At 37.9% G+C, this 16,724-nt stretch carries 16 protein-coding genes, 1 other RNA gene and 1 other annotated feature; of the genes, 16 read left to right on the top strand and 1 reads right to left on the bottom strand.

What is annotated here, in order from left to right; all coding sequences use genetic code 11:
- Positions 1–42: 42 nt before the first annotated feature.
- The gene (locus tag MKY49_RS15430; protein ID WP_274793896.1) at positions 43–1,626 is read right to left on the bottom strand and encodes an SH3 domain-containing protein; all 1,584 of its coding nucleotides are present in this window, start codon (positions 1,624–1,626) and stop codon (positions 43–45) included.
- A 164-nt stretch (positions 1,627–1,790) separates the two neighbouring features.
- Positions 1,791–2,037, top strand: a binding site (T-box leader).
- A 131-nt stretch (positions 2,038–2,168) separates the two neighbouring features.
- On the opposite strand from MKY49_RS15430, the gene MKY49_RS15425 reads away from it, so the two are divergent.
- The 16 genes from MKY49_RS15425 (at position 2,169) to MKY49_RS15350 (ending at position 16,718) form a co-directional block, all read left to right on the top strand.
- The gene (locus MKY49_RS15425; protein WP_341386609.1) at positions 2,169–2,333 is read left to right on the top strand and encodes a hypothetical protein; all 165 of its coding nucleotides are present in this window, start codon (positions 2,169–2,171) and stop codon (positions 2,331–2,333) included.
- Positions 2,334–2,375: 42 nt separating this feature from the next.
- The gene (hisS, locus tag MKY49_RS15420; protein WP_341386608.1) at positions 2,376–3,644 is read left to right on the top strand and encodes a histidine--tRNA ligase; all 1,269 of its coding nucleotides are present in this window, start codon (positions 2,376–2,378) and stop codon (positions 3,642–3,644) included.
- Between the two features lie 62 nt (positions 3,645–3,706).
- Complete coding sequence (gene aspS, locus MKY49_RS15415; protein ID WP_274793893.1) at positions 3,707–5,476, top strand: aspartate--tRNA ligase; 1,770 nt, start codon at positions 3,707–3,709, stop codon at positions 5,474–5,476.
- 139 nt (positions 5,477–5,615) lie between these two features.
- A non-coding RNA gene (gene ssrS, locus MKY49_RS15410) (6S RNA) lies at positions 5,616–5,815 on the top strand.
- 516 nt (positions 5,816–6,331) lie between these two features.
- Positions 6,332–7,054: a GntR family transcriptional regulator gene (locus MKY49_RS15405; RefSeq protein ID WP_341386939.1), complete on the top strand. Its 723-nt coding sequence runs from the start codon at positions 6,332–6,334 to the stop codon at positions 7,052–7,054.
- Between the two features lie 4 nt (positions 7,055–7,058).
- Positions 7,059–7,778 carry an SIS domain-containing protein gene (locus MKY49_RS15400; protein ID WP_274793891.1) on the top strand — a complete coding sequence of 240 codons (720 nt, stop codon included), beginning with the start codon at positions 7,059–7,061 and terminating at the stop codon, positions 7,776–7,778.
- Positions 7,779–7,980: 202 nt separating this feature from the next.
- Positions 7,981–9,156, top strand: coding sequence for a GNAT family N-acetyltransferase (locus MKY49_RS15395; protein WP_341386607.1), 1,176 nt, complete (start codon positions 7,981–7,983; stop codon positions 9,154–9,156).
- A 224-nt stretch (positions 9,157–9,380) separates the two neighbouring features.
- Positions 9,381–9,692: a PTS sugar transporter subunit IIB gene (locus MKY49_RS15390; RefSeq protein ID WP_274793889.1), complete on the top strand. Its 312-nt coding sequence runs from the start codon at positions 9,381–9,383 to the stop codon at positions 9,690–9,692.
- 18 nt (positions 9,693–9,710) lie between these two features.
- The gene (locus tag MKY49_RS15385) at positions 9,711–10,031 is read left to right on the top strand and encodes a PTS lactose/cellobiose transporter subunit IIA (RefSeq protein WP_274793888.1); all 321 of its coding nucleotides are present in this window, start codon (positions 9,711–9,713) and stop codon (positions 10,029–10,031) included.
- A gap of 46 nt (positions 10,032–10,077) precedes the next feature.
- Positions 10,078–11,406: a PTS sugar transporter subunit IIC gene (locus MKY49_RS15380; protein ID WP_274793887.1), complete on the top strand. Its 1,329-nt coding sequence runs from the start codon at positions 10,078–10,080 to the stop codon at positions 11,404–11,406.
- Between the two features lie 24 nt (positions 11,407–11,430).
- Entirely contained in the window at positions 11,431–12,513 is a 1,083-nt protein-coding gene (locus MKY49_RS15375) for a DUF871 domain-containing protein (protein ID WP_274793886.1), read from the top strand.
- 61 nt (positions 12,514–12,574) lie between these two features.
- Positions 12,575–13,543 carry an N-acetylglucosamine kinase gene (locus MKY49_RS15370; protein WP_312506739.1) on the top strand — a complete coding sequence of 323 codons (969 nt, stop codon included), beginning with the start codon at positions 12,575–12,577 and terminating at the stop codon, positions 13,541–13,543.
- A gap of 182 nt (positions 13,544–13,725) precedes the next feature.
- Positions 13,726–14,487 carry a tRNA threonylcarbamoyladenosine dehydratase gene (locus tag MKY49_RS15365; protein WP_312506738.1) on the top strand — a complete coding sequence of 254 codons (762 nt, stop codon included), beginning with the start codon at positions 13,726–13,728 and terminating at the stop codon, positions 14,485–14,487.
- A gap of 123 nt (positions 14,488–14,610) precedes the next feature.
- Positions 14,611–14,997: a hypothetical protein gene (locus MKY49_RS15360; RefSeq protein WP_274793883.1), complete on the top strand. Its 387-nt coding sequence runs from the start codon at positions 14,611–14,613 to the stop codon at positions 14,995–14,997.
- Positions 14,998–15,206: 209 nt separating this feature from the next.
- Entirely contained in the window at positions 15,207–15,725 is a 519-nt protein-coding gene (locus tag MKY49_RS15355) for a hypothetical protein (protein WP_312506737.1), read from the top strand.
- A 276-nt stretch (positions 15,726–16,001) separates the two neighbouring features.
- Positions 16,002–16,718 (top strand): hypothetical protein, encoded by a 717-nt coding sequence (locus tag MKY49_RS15350; RefSeq protein WP_312506736.1) that lies wholly within the window; start codon positions 16,002–16,004, stop codon positions 16,716–16,718.
- The last annotated feature ends 6 nt before the right edge of the window (positions 16,719–16,724 follow it).

The following is a 16,724-nucleotide window of genomic DNA, read 5'->3' as shown; positions in this document are numbered from 1 at the left end:
TGAAAAAAGCTGTGGAAGATTATTCTTTCCACAGCTTTTTGTTTATTCCTCTTGCTTATTAAAATAGTTGAGTATACCTTGATAAATACCGAGTGTTGCCTGCTCACGGAACTTTGCTGTCGTGATGACTCGCTCCTCGCTTGAATTACTCAAGAAGCCTAACTCAATAAGTACAGCCTTTTGACGATTTTCTCGAAGTACTAAATAGTTACCTTGCTGTGTCCCACGATCTCTCAATTCTAATTTACCTGAAAGGCCATCATGGATCGCTTCAGCAAGTCCTTTTTGATTACTATTCATATAATAGGATGTGAAGCCGTTAATAGAGCTGTCGTCTGTTGCATCATAATGAAGACTAATAAAGGCATCTGCCTCATATTGATGGGCAATTGATACACGCTTACGTAGAGCTACATATTCATCTGATTCCCTCGTCATGACCACATTTGCACCAGCAGCACTTAATTTAGAAGCAAGTAGAGTAGCTGTTTTCAAAGTAATGCCTTTTTCCTCTGTACCACGCTGCCCTGTTGTTCCATGATCATTCCCACCATGTCCTGCATCCACAACAATCGTCAGTCCATTTAAAGTTCCTTTTTTACGAGGTTCTTCTTTATCCTTTTGAGGTATTGTTGCTTTATTTGAACTTGTTGTTACTACCCAGTTCGCGACAAATGCCGTTTTTTCATCATCTAATTGTATTTCATAAAAATCATTCTTCACGCCGACAATCGGGTAATTAATGCCAGCATCGACACGTTCAACAACTTCAGCATCTGTTGACGCATCTGTTCGTAGGTTTGTCCCATTATAAATAATCGTAACAGACTCCAACTCTTTAGAAGAGGAAGTTTTGGAAGTACTCTTCACTTTATTAGAGAATGTACCGTAAAAACTATAGACCCATCCTGTTTTTTTATCATTGTACTGTATTTGTACCCAATTATGCTCTTGAGCCAGTACTTTAAAGGCTTGCCCTTTTGTCACAGTACCAACTTTTTTAGTATTTAAATCAGGTTTTTTACGGACATTTAGAACGTCCACTAAGATTGTAAAAGTAGTATCCTTGTTTACTGGTGTTGTAGTAGTAGTTACTTCTACTGCATCTTCTTTTGGTTCTATTTCTTTTTTAGGATTATCGTTTATCGTGACATAATCCTTTGAAACCCATCCAGTTTGTCCATTCCAATCAATTTTGGCCCATTCACTATTTTCTTCAATGAGGTTTGCTTGGTTGCCCGTCGAAAGTTGCCCAAGCACTGCTGATGAGATATCTGGCTCTGTTCGAATATTTAAACGGTCAACTTGTGCGATGACAGTTTTATCTAAGGCTTGTTTAGCATTTGTAGGAGCTGTCAGCCAAGAGGCAACCCATCCTTCGTAGTTACCTGTTTTTACTTGAATCCAATCACCTTCACGACCAATTGAGGATAAAGGATCACCTTCTTCTAATGTTGTAATGATAGGATAAGACAAACCAGGACCCTCACGTAAATGAAGAATTGTTCCAGCGACTTTTAGATCACTAGTGTCAGCGGAAGCTTTTTGAACAAAGTTCTTATTTGGCATCGCAATAGTTACCATTAGTATGAAGATCATTATACTATGTAAAATTTTTGTCCTCATCAGATTCCTCCTATTCCTTGTGCTATTTTACCATGCTTTTGTATAAAAATTCGTGGTAAAAAGGTAATGGAATTTGTCATTTTCATTGCTGTTTGATGAAAAATATAAAAATAGTTGACATTGGCTTGGCTAGTGACTAACATAAAGGGTAATCGAAAAATGATTAATCGCTTATGACCAAGCAAGTAGCGTGTACCTCTATTGGAAAAGAGAGGGGAAGACTTAGGCTGCAATCTTTCCTACAAATATGTATGATGCGAATAACACTTGAGAGGCTTTTTTCTGAAAAGCAGCAATGCCTACTAGGAAAAAACGGAATCGGCCGTTATCCGATTATGAGGAGGACACAGATTTATATTTTGTGTCAACTAGGGTGGAACCGCGGAAGCTTATACAGCTCTCGTCCCTTGCAATGGCAAGGAGACGAGGGCTTTTTTGTTGTCTAAAAAGCAATCGACCCTGCTGAAAATGGGGTGAATTCTGCGCTATGTGGAAGATGCTTCACTGAACAGCAAGAAAAATAGCTCCAACTGGTGAGCGGAGTGCTTAATCAAGGGTGGAAGCCGCTCCAAATGGAGAGGAAAGCGCTCAAAGAAGGACCGAAGCCGCTCCAAGTGGAGAGGAAAGCGCTCAAAGAAGGACCGAAGCTGCTCCAAGTGGAGAGGAAAGTGCTCAAAGAAAGCTCGAAGCCGCTCCAAGTGGAATGACAGCTGCTCAATCATAAGCAATCAATATAGGAGGGAAATTACATGAGTTTTAAAGTGCCACGAGGAACACAAGATATTTTGCCAGGTCAATCTGAAAAATGGCAAAAGGTTGAAGCGATTATTCGTGATATTTGCCGTGTGTATCGCTATAACGAAATTCGTACACCGATTTTCGAACAGACAGATTTATTTGCACGTGGTGTTGGTGAAACAACGGATGTTGTGCAAAAGGAAATGTATACATTTGAAGATCGCGGGGGGCGTTCGTTAACATTGCGTCCTGAAAATACAGCTGGAGTTGTCCGTGCGTATGTAGAACATAAAATGTTTGGTGCCCCAGACCAACCTGTTAAACTTTCTTATTTAGGACCTATGTTCCGCTATGAGCGCCAACAAGCCGGTCGCTACCGTCAATTCGTGCAATTCGGTGTAGAGGCAATCGGTTCAGCAGATCCTGCCATTGATGCAGAAGTTATCGCTCTTGCGATGGATGTTTATGAATCAGCGGGCTTAAAGGATTTGAAATTGGTCATCAATTCACTTGGTGACAAAGAAACTCGTGATACGCATCGTACAGCATTATTACAACATTTTGAGCCACATATAGAGGAGTTTTGCTCCGATTGTCAAAATCGTTTACAAAAAAATCCATTGCGAATCTTAGATTGCAAGGTAGATCGCGAGCATCCATTAATGCAAACGGCTCCAGCATTGACAGATTTCCTAACTAAGGAATCAGCTGCCTATTTTGCTCAAGTGAAAGCGTATTTGGATACATTGGGCATTACGTATGAAGTTGATCCAAATCTTGTGCGTGGACTTGATTATTACAATCATACGACATTCGAAATTATGTCGACTGCTTCTGGCTTTGGTGCTATTACAACACTTTGTGGCGGTGGACGCTACAATGGTCTCGTACAAGAAATTGGAGGGCCAGATGTGCCAGGTATTGGATTCGCACTAAGTATTGAACGCTTATTATTAGCGCTTGAGGCAGAAGGTGTGGAATTAGATACGGCTTCTGGACTAGATGTTTATATTATTGCAATGGGCGATGAGGCGAAACAAAAGGCTGTAGAGTTAACTAGTACGTTCCGCGCAAAAGGCCTTGCCACAGAAATGGATTATTTAGATCGAAAAATGAAGGCACAAATGAAATCAGCGGACCGCCTAGGGGCGAGGTTTACGATTGTCCTTGGTGAAACGGAGCTGGAAGAGCAAGCAGCAGCAGTGAAGCATATGGAATCTGGTGAGCAGCATAAGGTTGCATTTTCAGAATTAGTGAACTATTTATCTCAACAATCCTAAAAGACATGGCATTTCTCGTTAAATGCTACATAAAAAGAAGATATTTTTGGAGGAATTTAACAATGGCTACAAGAACACATGCTAGTAACGAGCTTTCAGAAGCGTTACAAGGCGAAAAAGTCGTATTAAAAGGTTGGGTACAGCGTCGTCGCGACCTTGGTGGTTTAATCTTTATTGATTTACGTGACCGTACAGGTATTACTCAGGTTGTTTTTAGTCCAGACGTTGCAGAAGCACATGCTTTAGCGGATAAAGTGCGTAGTGAATATGTAATTGAAGTGGAAGGAACGGTTATCCTTCGTACAGAGGACCAAATCAATCCAAATGTGCCGAACGGTAAAATTGAAGTAGAAGCTACAAAATTGGTTGTCATTAATACGGCCAAAACAACGCCATTCCAAATTGAAGATCGTACAGACGTGTCAGAAGATCTACGTTTAAAATATCGCTATTTGGACTTACGTCGTCCAGTGATGTTCGATACCTTTAAAATGCGCTCTGATGTTACACGTACAATTCGTAACTTCCTACAAAATGAAGGCTTCTTAGAAGTTGAAACACCAATTTTAACAAAGTCAACGCCAGAAGGTGCTCGTGATTATTTAGTGCCATCACGTGTACATGAAGGTGAATTTTATGCTTTACCACAATCACCACAGTTATTTAAACAGTTATTAATGGTTGCTGGCTTTGAAAAGTATTTCCAAATTGCACGTTGTTTCCGTGATGAAGATTTACGTGCTGACCGTCAACCAGAGTTTACACAGGTAGACATTGAAACAAGTTTCTTAACACAAGAAGAAGTATTAGAAATGAATGAGCGTTTAATCCAAGCCGTAATGAAAGAAGTGAAAGGGCTTGATATCCCTGCACCATTCCAACGCATGAAATACCAAGAAGCAATGGATCGTTATGGTTCAGATAAACCAGATGTTCGTTTTGGCTTAGAATTAGTAGCATTAAATGATGTTTTTGAAGGTTGTAATTTTAAAGTGTTTGCAGATACAGTGGCACAAGGGAAGCAAGTAAAAAGTATCAATATTAAAGGGGCAGCCGACAAATATTCACGTAAAGACATGGATGAATTAACAAAGTTTGTTGGTATCTATGGGGCAAAAGGTCTTGCTTGGTTAAAGGTTACAGAAGAAGGCTTAAATGGTCCAATCGCGAAGTTCTTTGATGAAGCATTAGCAGCTGCATTAATAGAACGTATGGGTGCAGAAGTGGGCGATATTCTAGTATTCGTAGCAGATACAGCAGCTGTAGTAGCCGCATCTTTAGGGGCACTTCGCACAAAATTAGGGCAGGATCTAAATTTAATTGACGAATCTCAATTTGCCTTCCTATGGATTACTGACTGGCCATTATTTGAATACTCTGAGGAAGATGGACGTTACTATGCAGCACACCATCCATTCACACGTCCGTTTGATGAAGATATCCCGTTAATGGACACAGATCCTTCAGCAGTTCGTGCTCAAGCATATGATATTGTATTAAATGGCTACGAACTTGGTGGTGGTTCATTACGTATTTATGAACGTGATCTACAAGAAAAAATGTTTGAATTACTTGGCTTTACAGAAGAAGAGGCTCAGGCGCAATTTGGTTTCTTATTAGAAGCATTTGAATATGGTGTACCACCACATGCTGGTCTTGCCTTTGGTCTTGATCGCTTTGTTATGTTATTAGCGGGACGTAACAATTTACGGGATACGATTGCATTCCCGAAAACAGCAAGTGCTAGCTGCTTAATGACAGAAGCACCAAGTGAAGTATCACCAGAGCAACTAAGCGAATTAAGTTTAGCAATTAAACCATTTAGAAAATAAACAATAATACAGAATACCTAGGTTTCCTAGCAAATATTGTTGGGAACCTAGGTATTTTTTGCGTTTTCTTATGAAATTATAGATTGTTAGAGAAAATCGTTTGAATTATCAGAAAAGTGGTGGTATGATATCTGTAATACGAATCCTGATGTGTTTGTCTAACTGCTAACTCTACTTCACAGTTTTGACCGAACATTATCGAATCGGGAGCCTTCATTTTGTAGTCGCAAACATGCCCCTAGCGGAGCGGGACGTTTAAAGCTGCAAAGCGGGCACCCCCCTGCAAATTGCGGGTTCAAAACGAATGTTTCTTGGCATTACGGCACAATTGGGATTCGTCCTATACATAGGATTAAAAGGAGCTTGAGTATAGCTCCTTTTTTTATGTTGAAAAAGGGACATAGCTATTGAAAAATAGGAAAATTTTGAAAATATGAAAGAATTACTTTTTATTTTTGGTTAATCAGCATATAATTGGTATAGACAACTATACCTTCATCAATTGCAAAGTTAGCCTTACAGAAAAAATGCTCAGGCAAACATTATCTTCGTAATTGGCTAGTAATATGATGAACATGAGTTGGAAGCAAAAAAGTCTCCATTAGCAAACGATGCATAAAAAGGCATTCAATTAATGATGGAGTAGACAGTAGAAATAGAGATGCCATGACAAAGTAGTCAATACAAAAAATAGTGTAAGCCAATGTTAAAAAATTACGACTTACCAAGAAAGCTAAGGATGGTTTTCATGTGAATTGTGTATTGCTTACTCAACATTTGCATGGGCAAAAAACGATTTGTCAGGTAAAGTTGTATTTGGAATATCATAAATGAGGCATAAGGAAGGTGCAAGATTTGTTAGAGAAAAATTCCCATATTCCTATTTATATACAAATAGAAGAGATTATTAAACAACGAATTTATTTAGAAGAATACAAAATTGGTGAAACAATTCCTTCAGAACGAGAGCTTTCCGCGCAATTTGACGTTAGTAGAATGACTGTACGTCAATCCATTACCAATCTAGTAAATAGTGGTCTTCTTTATCGAGAAAAAGGGAGAGGTACTTATGTTGCCAATCCAAAATTAGAGCAACCATTAAAGGGATTAACGAGTTTTACTGAGGATATGCGCACACGAGGCATGGAACCGAGCAGTAAAGTTTTACGATTTGAGAAAATCGTACCGCCGATGGATATCGCCAGAGACTTAATGATTGAGTCAGGAGAAGAGGTATTCTTTGTAGTTCGGATTAGAAATGCGGATTCTCAGCCAATGGCGATTGAAAGAACGTATATCCCTGTGAAAATATATCCTGAATTGGATGAAAAGCAAATTATGGGCTCGCTTTATGCCTTAATTGAAGCAAAATTCCATCAAAAAATTGGAAATGCTGTTCAGCAAATGGAGGCAGCCATTGTATCAAAAGAAGATAGTAAGTTTTTGCAGATTAATCAAACAGCACCAGTTTTAATTATTAAACGAACAAGTTATTTATCGGATGGTAAGCCGTTTGAGCTTGTACGTAGTACTTATCGAGCGGATCGCTACAAATTTATAAGTGAAATTAAAAGGTGATCATATGCATGCATATTTTTCTGAAATCGAAAAGCTAATCCAAGTTGTAAAAGAGCAGGAAGCTGTACGGATTAATGAAGCTGCTCGTATCATTGTGCAGCGCCTTCAGCGAGGTGGCATTATCCAACTTTTTGGTTGTGGACATTCGCAGTTATTAGCTCAGGAGGCATTTTACCGAGCAGGTGGTTTAGTTCCTGTGCGTCCCATTTTTATTGAACCGTTAGCATTACATGCGGGGGCTTTAGCTTCCTCAAGTAATGAGAAGGACCCGACTATTATTGAACAACATAAGGAACAGTTTGATTTTCGTGAAAATGACGTGTGCATTGTGATTTCGACTTCCGGGAGAAATTCAGCACCTATTGACGCCGCTTTATTAGCAAAGGCTAGAGGTGTTTTTGTTCTATCCCTACAATCGCTCTTCTATAAAGAGCAGCCTACACGTCATCATAGCGGGCAAAGACTAGAAGAAGTGGTAGATTTCATCATCAACACACATATACCTATTGGTGATGGCGTTTTGCATAAACATGAAATGCAATATGCGCCAGCATCTACTGTTATTGGTTCACTACTATTAAATGCGTTATTTAGCGAAATCATTGAGGAGATAGCAAAGAACTCAACTGAATTACCTATTTTTGTTAGTAATAATGTGGATTCAGATTGGTCACATAATGAAACAATGATTGCAAAATACCAGCATCGTATAGATTTTACATGAGCAATAGCAAAAGGAAATTTACGTTGAAAATGGGTTAAGTGCGGTTCGTAACTAGGAATAACAAAGATGTTAAGGGAATTTTGGAGAAGAGTGTTAAGGGATTTTGCAGTGGTTGTTGTTATACCACTGCAAAAGAGCCCTTGGAAAAAGAATTTATTTATCAATATTTATCAGAATATTCATTAAACAGAGGTGGTTAAGTATGAACATTAACATTGTCTCACCTAACGATTATTGGCAAATACATCAATTGAGGGATTATTGTTTTCCAAATAAATATACAAAGGCTCGTCGGGACGATTTTCACTATTGGATTGAGCATAGCACAACACTAGGGGCTTATGATGATAAAAAAGTCGTTGGGCAGCTTCTAATATTACCATTAAACATGATGGTGCATGGCGTCCAGTACAAAATGGGGGGGATAGGATTTGTCGCTACATATCCAGAGTATCGGCAACAGGGAATTGTGAAAAGGCTCATGACGGAAGCACTGCAAAAAATGCGGAACAATGGGCAGACGATTTCTGTTTTAGCACCTTATTCCGTGTCATTCTATCGATATTTTGGGTGGGAACTATTTTTTGAGAAGCTTCATTATACGATTCCACAAGTGAATTTTCCAGATTTAGGTAAACAACTAGATGTCGTTAAAAGGATGAGCTTTGAATGGTTAGATCCCGATCTTTTTCAGGGTATTAAGGAATTTCATAATGCAATGGCAATCGTACAACATGGTGGCATGGTACGTGATGATGCTTGGTGGAAGCGAATTGAGAGAAGGAGCCCTGATAGTCATTTTGCAGCTTATTTTCTAGATGGGCATCTAGAGGGGTATATTCGTTATGCAATAAGGCAGGAGACATTTGAAGTTCAAGATTTTATTGTAGCCAATCATTTAGCGGAACAAGCAATATGGCGTTATATTACGTCGCACGCAGCAAGTGTTAGTAACATTACAGGAGTTACTAGCAATCATTATCCATTTGGCTTTTATTTCAAAGAGCCACAATTCAAAAAGGAAGTCGTTCAGGATGTCATGATTAGGGTGGTGGACGTTTATGCATTCATGCAGCAGTATCCATGGGGAGAGATTAATGACATTTTGACTATTCGTATTGAAGATTCTTTTTGTCATTGGAATGAGCATGTCTATCAAATAAATAAAAATGGTCATGTCTCAATAATTGAGACAAATTCAACCGATACCATGCATATGTTAACACTACCAATTAATCTTTTTTCTGCAATGATGGTGGGCTATCTTTCTGTAAAAGAAGCAGTTATCTATGCTAATCAGCCTATAGAGAAAAAGATAATTGATCATTGGCAAAGGGCGTTACCTTCAGAAAAACCTGCTTTTTATGAGTATTTTTAGGCATTAAATTTGATGGAAATATAAAAATTTTTTGAACTTTTTTCTGGACTATACCAGTTAAAAAGAATCGTTAATTATGCTATACAACTGCAATAGCCCAATTTTGTAATTTATTAGCTTAGCATATATTTAATGTAAAAATTGTATTGTGGTATATACCAATAGGTGCTATTCTCAACATAAGTAAGCGATTACAAAATAAAAACATTAAAGGAGTGTTTCGAATGAAAAACATCATGTTAGTGTGTGTAGCAGGCATGAGTACTAGCTTATTAGTATCGAAGATGCAAAAAGCCGCACAGGAGAAAAATATTGAAGCTGATATTTATGCTATTGCAGAAGGAGAGGTTGAAAAAGTATTAGCTGCGAAAAAGGCGGATGTGCTTTTACTAGGCCCTCAGGTACGCTACTTAAAGGGCACGTTTGAATCAAAATACAAGGATATGGGTTTTCCTATTGATGTTATTAATATGGCGGATTACGGCATGATGAATGGGGAGAATGTCTTGAAGCAAGCCCTGCAATTAATAGGATGAAAGAGGGGACAACGGGAAATGGGAGAAGTAGCATTAATGGAATCGATTATGGGTCTTATTGTGCATAGTGGTAATACGAAAAGTGAGTGTATGGAAGCTATTCAGCTAGCAAAAAAAGGGGAAATTGAGGCGGCGAAGGAGAAAATCAAATTAGCGAATGAATCTCTAATTGATGCACATCACGCTCAAACGGGGTTACTGTCTCAAGAAGCAAGGGGAGAAAAAGTAGAGGTTTCTATGTTATTAATTCATGCACAAGATCATTTAATGAATGCTATTACATTTCGTGATTTAGCACAGGAAATGATTGAGCTATATGAACGAATCAAAGGGGAGTAACATCAAATTTTGATGTCACAATAAAAAGCAAAGGGAGTGTATGGGGATGTTCCGTTTTTTAGAAGAGAAATTTGTACCGGTTGCTGCAAGGGTTGGAAATCAGCGTCATTTAGTTGCCATTCGTGATGGATTTATTACGATTATGCCTTTAACGATTGTGGGATCTCTGGCTGTACTTATTAACAATTTGCCTATCAAATTTTATCAAAATGCACTCGATGCCATTTGGAAGCATGAGACATGGACACAGTTTGGTGGCAATATTTGGGGAGCTACATTTGGAATTATTTCACTATTACTAGCCTTTTGTGTTGCCTATCATTTGACGAAAAGCTATGACAAAGATGCATTATCTGGTGGAGTAATAGGGCTTGCTAGCTATATGACATTTGGTACGTTTGGTGAAGGTGGATTAACAGGATTAACTACAGGTACAGGTGGTATATTCATTGCTCTGATCATTGCACTACTTTCTACAGAATTGTTTTGTAAATTGTCTGGCAATCCCAAGTTACTAATTAAAATGCCAAATGGTGTACCACCAGCTGTTGCGAAATCATTTGCAGCGTTACTACCTGCCATAATAACTATTGGATTATTTGCTCTAGTTCGAACAATTATTTCGGCAGGTTTTGATATACCAGATATTGTTGGTTCCTTCTACACGGCGATTCAGGAGCCATTTATGGGTCTAACAAATACATGGCTTGCGGCTTTAATTTTGGCATTTATCCCTACATTTTTATGGACACTTGGCGTTCATGGAGCAAATATCATTGAACCATTTATGCAAACGATTAATTTACCAGCTATTAACGAAAACGTTGCTGCTATCTCTGCTGGTAAAGTAGCGCCTTACATTGTAAATAAACCATTCTTTGATGCATTTATTAACATGGGAGGCTCTGGTACGACAATAGCACTTATTATTGCGATATTCCTATTTGCAAGAAAGAATAAGCAATATAATACAGTTGGAAAATTATCCGCAGCTCCTGGGATTTTCAATATTAATGAGCCATTACTTTTCGGACTGCCAATTGTATTAAACCCGGTTTTATTCGTACCTTTCATTTTGACACCAATGGTAAACGTAACGATTGCCTTCTTTGCAACGAAGTTGGGCTGGGTGCCAGCAGCTACTGTAGCACCACCATGGACAACACCTCCGATTATTAACGGATTCCTAGCAACTCAATCTTGGCGTGGGGCAGTCTTAAGTATTGTGTTAATTGTCATTGCCGTTTGTATTTATTTGCCATTTATTTCGATGGCAAACCGTATGGCAAGGCAGAATGAGCAAAAAGCTGCTTTAGCAGCACAAAATGAACAACAAGCTGTTGTCCAAGCAGAAGGGCAAAAAGTAGAAGTTTAAGCGTGAACTAATGGAGGGTTTAAAGTGAGAAGATTAGGAATTTCGCTCTATCCGCAGCATACTACACTTGACGAAATGAAGCGCTATGTTCAGCTTGCCCATGACAATGGCTTTGACCGTATTTTTACATGTCTGATGTCATTAAAGCAGAAGGAAGAACGCCAGAAATTACAGCAAATTAACCAATTTGCTCAACAGTTAGGTTTTGACATTTCAGCTGATATCGCACCAGCCGTTTTTGATGATTTAGGCTATACCTATAGGGATATTGGCTATTTAAAAGAACATTTTTCTTTGGCAGCTATACGTTTAGACATGGGATTTTCAGGTCAGGAAGAAGCGCTGATGTCATTTGACGCAAGTAATCTGAAGATAGAATTAAATATTAGTAATGGTACGAAGTATGTCGATAATGTGTTATCTTACCAGGCAAATAAAGAGAATATTATTGGCTGTCATAATTTTTATCCAAGACGCTTTACTGGTTTATCTCGTCAGCATTTTTTACAAACATCACAATGCTTTAAGGAACACAATATAAGAACGGCAGCGATGATTTCCTCACAGCATGGTAAATTTGGACCTTGGGAGCAAACGGAACATGGTTTACCAACACTAGAGGAGCACCGTCAACTACCAGTTACTGTACAGGCAAAAGATTTATGGCACACGGGGCTAATTGATGATTGTATTATTGGCAATATGTATGCTTCAGAGGAAGAAATACGAGCATTAGGTCAATTAAATCGCTATAAGCTTGAATTAAAGGTGAGCCAGTCCTCAGATACTAGTAGTTTAGAGGAGACCATTCTTTTTCAGGAGCCTCATTTTAATCGTGGTGATGTTTCTGATTATGTCATTCGGAGTACTCAATCTCGAGTTAAATATAAAAATGAGGATTTTCCTATCCATGATACACGTCCACTTAAACTAGGTGATGTTACGATTGATAATAATCTTGATGTTCGTTATAAAGGTGAGCTTCAAATTGTTCTGAAGGACATTCCAAATGCTGGTTCCAGCAATGTCGTTGCTAGCATTGTCGAGGAAGAGCGATTTTTATTACCATATATCCAACCATGGGCATCATTTGGGTTTACCAAGTAAAGAATGGAGAGGAAGGGATTGAGTTATCAATCTCTTTTTCTTTATGGGGGGAAACATTGTTATGTATGTATTAGCAATTGATGGTGGTGGAACGAAAACGTCAGCTGTTATTTGTGATGAAAAGGGGAATATTTATGCTCAAGTGGTGACGACAAGAAGTAATCCAACAGCGATGGATAGAACCTATTTTGAGGCAATTTTGCATACAATCATGCAAAATTTACAGCAGCAAAATCCACAAGCACTTGCAGAAGTTGCTAGCTGTTTTGCTGGTATGGCAGGAGTTCAGGAGCTACAAGCAGGAGGCGTGGTTGAAGCTGTTTTACGACACTATGTTTCCAAAGCCGCAACAATTAGGGTGGATAATGATGCATTAATTGCTCTTTATGCAGGTACACTTGGCAAAGCAGGGATTGTTCAAATTGCTGGAACAGGGGCCATTACGATGGGGTACGATTGTCACCAACGCTTTCATCGAGTAGGTGGCTGGGGCTATCTTTTTGATGATGAAGGTAGCGGCTATGATTTAGGTGTTCAGCTGCTAAAAGCCGTATTTCAAAGTTATGATGGAAGAGCAACAGCTACACTCTTAACCGAAGCTGTGCTGCATCATTTTTCTGTAAAAACTGTGCCACAATTAATAGCCCATATTTATGGCGAGGAACATCCACGTACGGTCGTCGCCCCATTGAGTGTGTATATTTTTGAAGCAGCTGACAATGGGGATCTTGTAGCTAAGCAAATAATAGAAAATGCTTGTCAAAACTATTATAAGGCGATTAGGGCTTGCTATTTGGATATGCAGTGGGAGCAAGACGAAGTACCAGTCGTCTTAGTAGGTGGGGTGTTTACCAATGAAGCTCATTTTGTTTCAAGACTTCAAGCTATGGCACTAGAGGAAGCATTACCTTTTAGCTTTAAGACACCAGCTTTACCGCCAATTGGTGGGGCAGTAATAGCAGCATTTCAACAGCTAGACGTTCAGCCTCATATGTCTTTTGTTGAAGTATTTCAAAAAAATTATATATAGTAATCAAAGAGTAGTTGAAGTGATTCAATTGCTCTTTATAGTATGACTATAAGTAGGCAACTATTTTTTTCTTTATAATTTTCACTTGATGAATAACATGATAAAATGTAAGATAGGTTGTGTTTTTATCTTAGTATATAACTAGGTTTACTAATAAAATTTCATAGATGGAGAGTGTCAGGATGTTACATCAATTTTCACGTAACGAGCTCGCAATAGGAACAGAGGGTCTCGAAAAATTAAAAAATACAACGGTTGCCATTCTTGGTGTGGGTGGTGTGGGATCATTCGCTGCTGAGGCATGTGCACGCAGTGGGATCGGCCGCATCATTTTAGTTGATAAAGATAATGTAGATATTACAAATGTCAACAGACAATTAGTAGCATATCTATCTACTGTGGGCAAATCTAAATCAGCTGTAATGAAAGAGCGCATAGCAGATATTAATCCAGCATGTGAAGTGATTGATATGCATATGTTTTACACGGAAGAAACATATGAGGAATTTTTTGCACAAAACATTGATTATGTAATCGATGCAAGTGATACAGTTATGTATAAAATTCATTTAATGAAGGAATGTTTAAAGCGTAATATTCCTATTATATCAAGTATGGGTGCAGCAAATAAAATGGATCCTACTCGCTTCCAAATTGCTGATATATCAAAAACACACACAGACCCTCTAGCTAAAATCATACGTACAAAGCTACGAAAAGACGGAATTCATAAAGGGGTAACCGTTGTATTTTCGGATGAGAGCCCGATTGTCGTTCGACCAGATGTTGTAGAACATGTTGGGAAGCCAGATGCGGCGATCCGCAAAGCAAAGATGCCGCCATCGTCCAATGCTTTTGTGCCGTCAGTTGCAGGTTTAATTGCTGCTAGTTGGGTGGTCAATACCATCTTAAAAGATGTTAAAATTACTCGTGTACAAGGTTAAAGCCATACATTGCAACAAACAATATCATGGATTATTTTTGTAGAAGTAGCTACCTTCAATTTTTAGAGGTAGCTACTTTTTCTGTGTTACAATTAGACCGTTCTAAAAAGGAGGCGTAAACAGATGGAAAAAATTTATCAAATGGAATATAGAGGTTTAAATCTTTTCGATGAAATTAGCACAGTAGAGTTAGCTATAGATGAAGAAAAGCAAACCATCCATATTTTTGACGTTGGACAGGTTGTCAGCCCCATTTTTAATTTCGATGTATCGGCTTATGAATTATCAGATGGTTTTTATAAAATGGCGGATGTTCTGCGCCATAAGAAAATATTAACAGATCAATATGTAGAGGGTGATTTAACATTAAGTGAGTGGTTAATTAGGAATAATGCTTATTTTTATACACCAAAAAAGCGCATTAAAAAATATATGCAGGGTAGTATTCTCGAAATTGTTGATCAAGCACAGGAACAATGGTTATTTGATGAATATGTACAAAGGGTATAATTTTACCAAAATAGTTCCTCTTATGTACATAAAATGCTATTAATTCACGAAATTGTCTTATTTTTTTCATGTCTACACTTCTTCATATGGTTTATTGCTATAATTTGAATCATCCATAAGATAATCGATCAGTTTGTTTGGGTTGCTCATTGCTACTCAATGAATAGCAAAATGTGAAAACAACAAATGACATATGGGAGAGTGGGAAAATGGAAATTCAAGTAATTCGTGATCATTTAGATATTGTTAAACTTCAAGAGAAAATGAATGCCATTGTATTTGACTATTTGGATACCTCCAACAATTATCCGAAAGCCATGAGAGAATTAAATCCTTTATATACACAAGTAACAACATATTATAAGGCGTATATTGATCAGCGTGCTGGAGAATTACCAAGTGCGAATACGTATTGGCATTTATTTATCGATTGCTGTGCAAAATTATGTTACTTTTTAGCTGCATCGACTTATTATTCCTCAAATGCTTTACAAAAAACACCTGAAAAAGTGGAGCGTTTATTATCAATAGCTGCCTATTCTTTACCAAGTATCGAACAGGAAGAGAATGAACAATTATTAACAGATATCTTGGCCCTTTTAGCGGAAGTGCTAGAGGATGAAGAAAAAACGACAATAATACGCGATGAAGTGTTGTCCCAAAAAGGTGATGTGAAGAGCTGTCTAAAACAGTTTAAATTATTTGTTGATCAAGAACTATCAGCATAGACAAGACTAGACCATCTATTTTCAGAAAATAGCATATTAGACAAGAATCTACATAACTTATTCAATTAATTCTAGCTTTTTCTACAGTGTACGTTGTAGAAGATAATCGATTTACTTGCTTATTAAGTCTTGTAGATTCTTTTTTTATACAAGCATAAAAAAGACATGTTTTTTTAAAAGGTATTTATGAATTTTTGTCGAATTAGTTAAAAAATTGGTAGTACATATGCTCACTCTATTTGATGTTGTTCAAACTTATTGGAAGGGGGCTAGGCAATGATAGTAAACGGAATAGAAATAGATCTGGCGAATTTGGAAAAACCACTATTACTAATCAGCGAGGAAGATGAGCATCTATTTCAACGACTTATCCACTCAACGATTGAGCATGAGTTGATTCAATGTCAATTAGCTCTTTCTACAAGAAAATCGATTTCATTAGTCAGAGATATTTGGTTGGCGCTGTACAGGGATCGAGATAAATTATACGTCAATAGCGGTCATGCCATGCTATTTCCAATCCGTTTAATTCTTTTTGAGTTAGTTACACAAGCAGAATACTTTCAACGTTTAGCTAAAAAGTCACGAGATGATGAATGTCTTTCCCTTATTTATGCCGTTATTCTTTTACAATTTGTCTTGCAGTGGTTAAAGGATCGTTTTAGTAACAATCAAGAAGTATATGGTTCATTAAAACTATTATACCGAGTGTCAGATGATGAAGTACTTGATGAGGAATTTTTTGAAACAAGGGAACAAAAAATTGCAGAAGCAGTGGCTGTAAAAGCCATTCGCTTTGAAGTAAGAGAAAACAATCAAGAGTTCGCAAGTTTATTATATCAATCGTATAATTTAATTGTTTTTTTGCATAGTAAGGCAAATGAAGAAGATGGAGAAGAATCCATTTTGCCATCGCTTCGCCATATAGCTGAACCTTTAAAACAATTTTACAAGGAACGTTACACAACTAATAACCCGAGCTTTACAGGATGATTGCCA

The sequence above is a fragment of the Lysinibacillus sp. FSL M8-0134 genome, from assembly GCF_038069745.1.
Lineage (GTDB): Bacteria > Bacillota > Bacilli > Bacillales_A > Planococcaceae > Lysinibacillus > Lysinibacillus irui.
The sequence above is the reverse complement of the archived record's forward strand: the minus strand, read 5'-3'. Positions and strand labels throughout refer to the sequence as shown.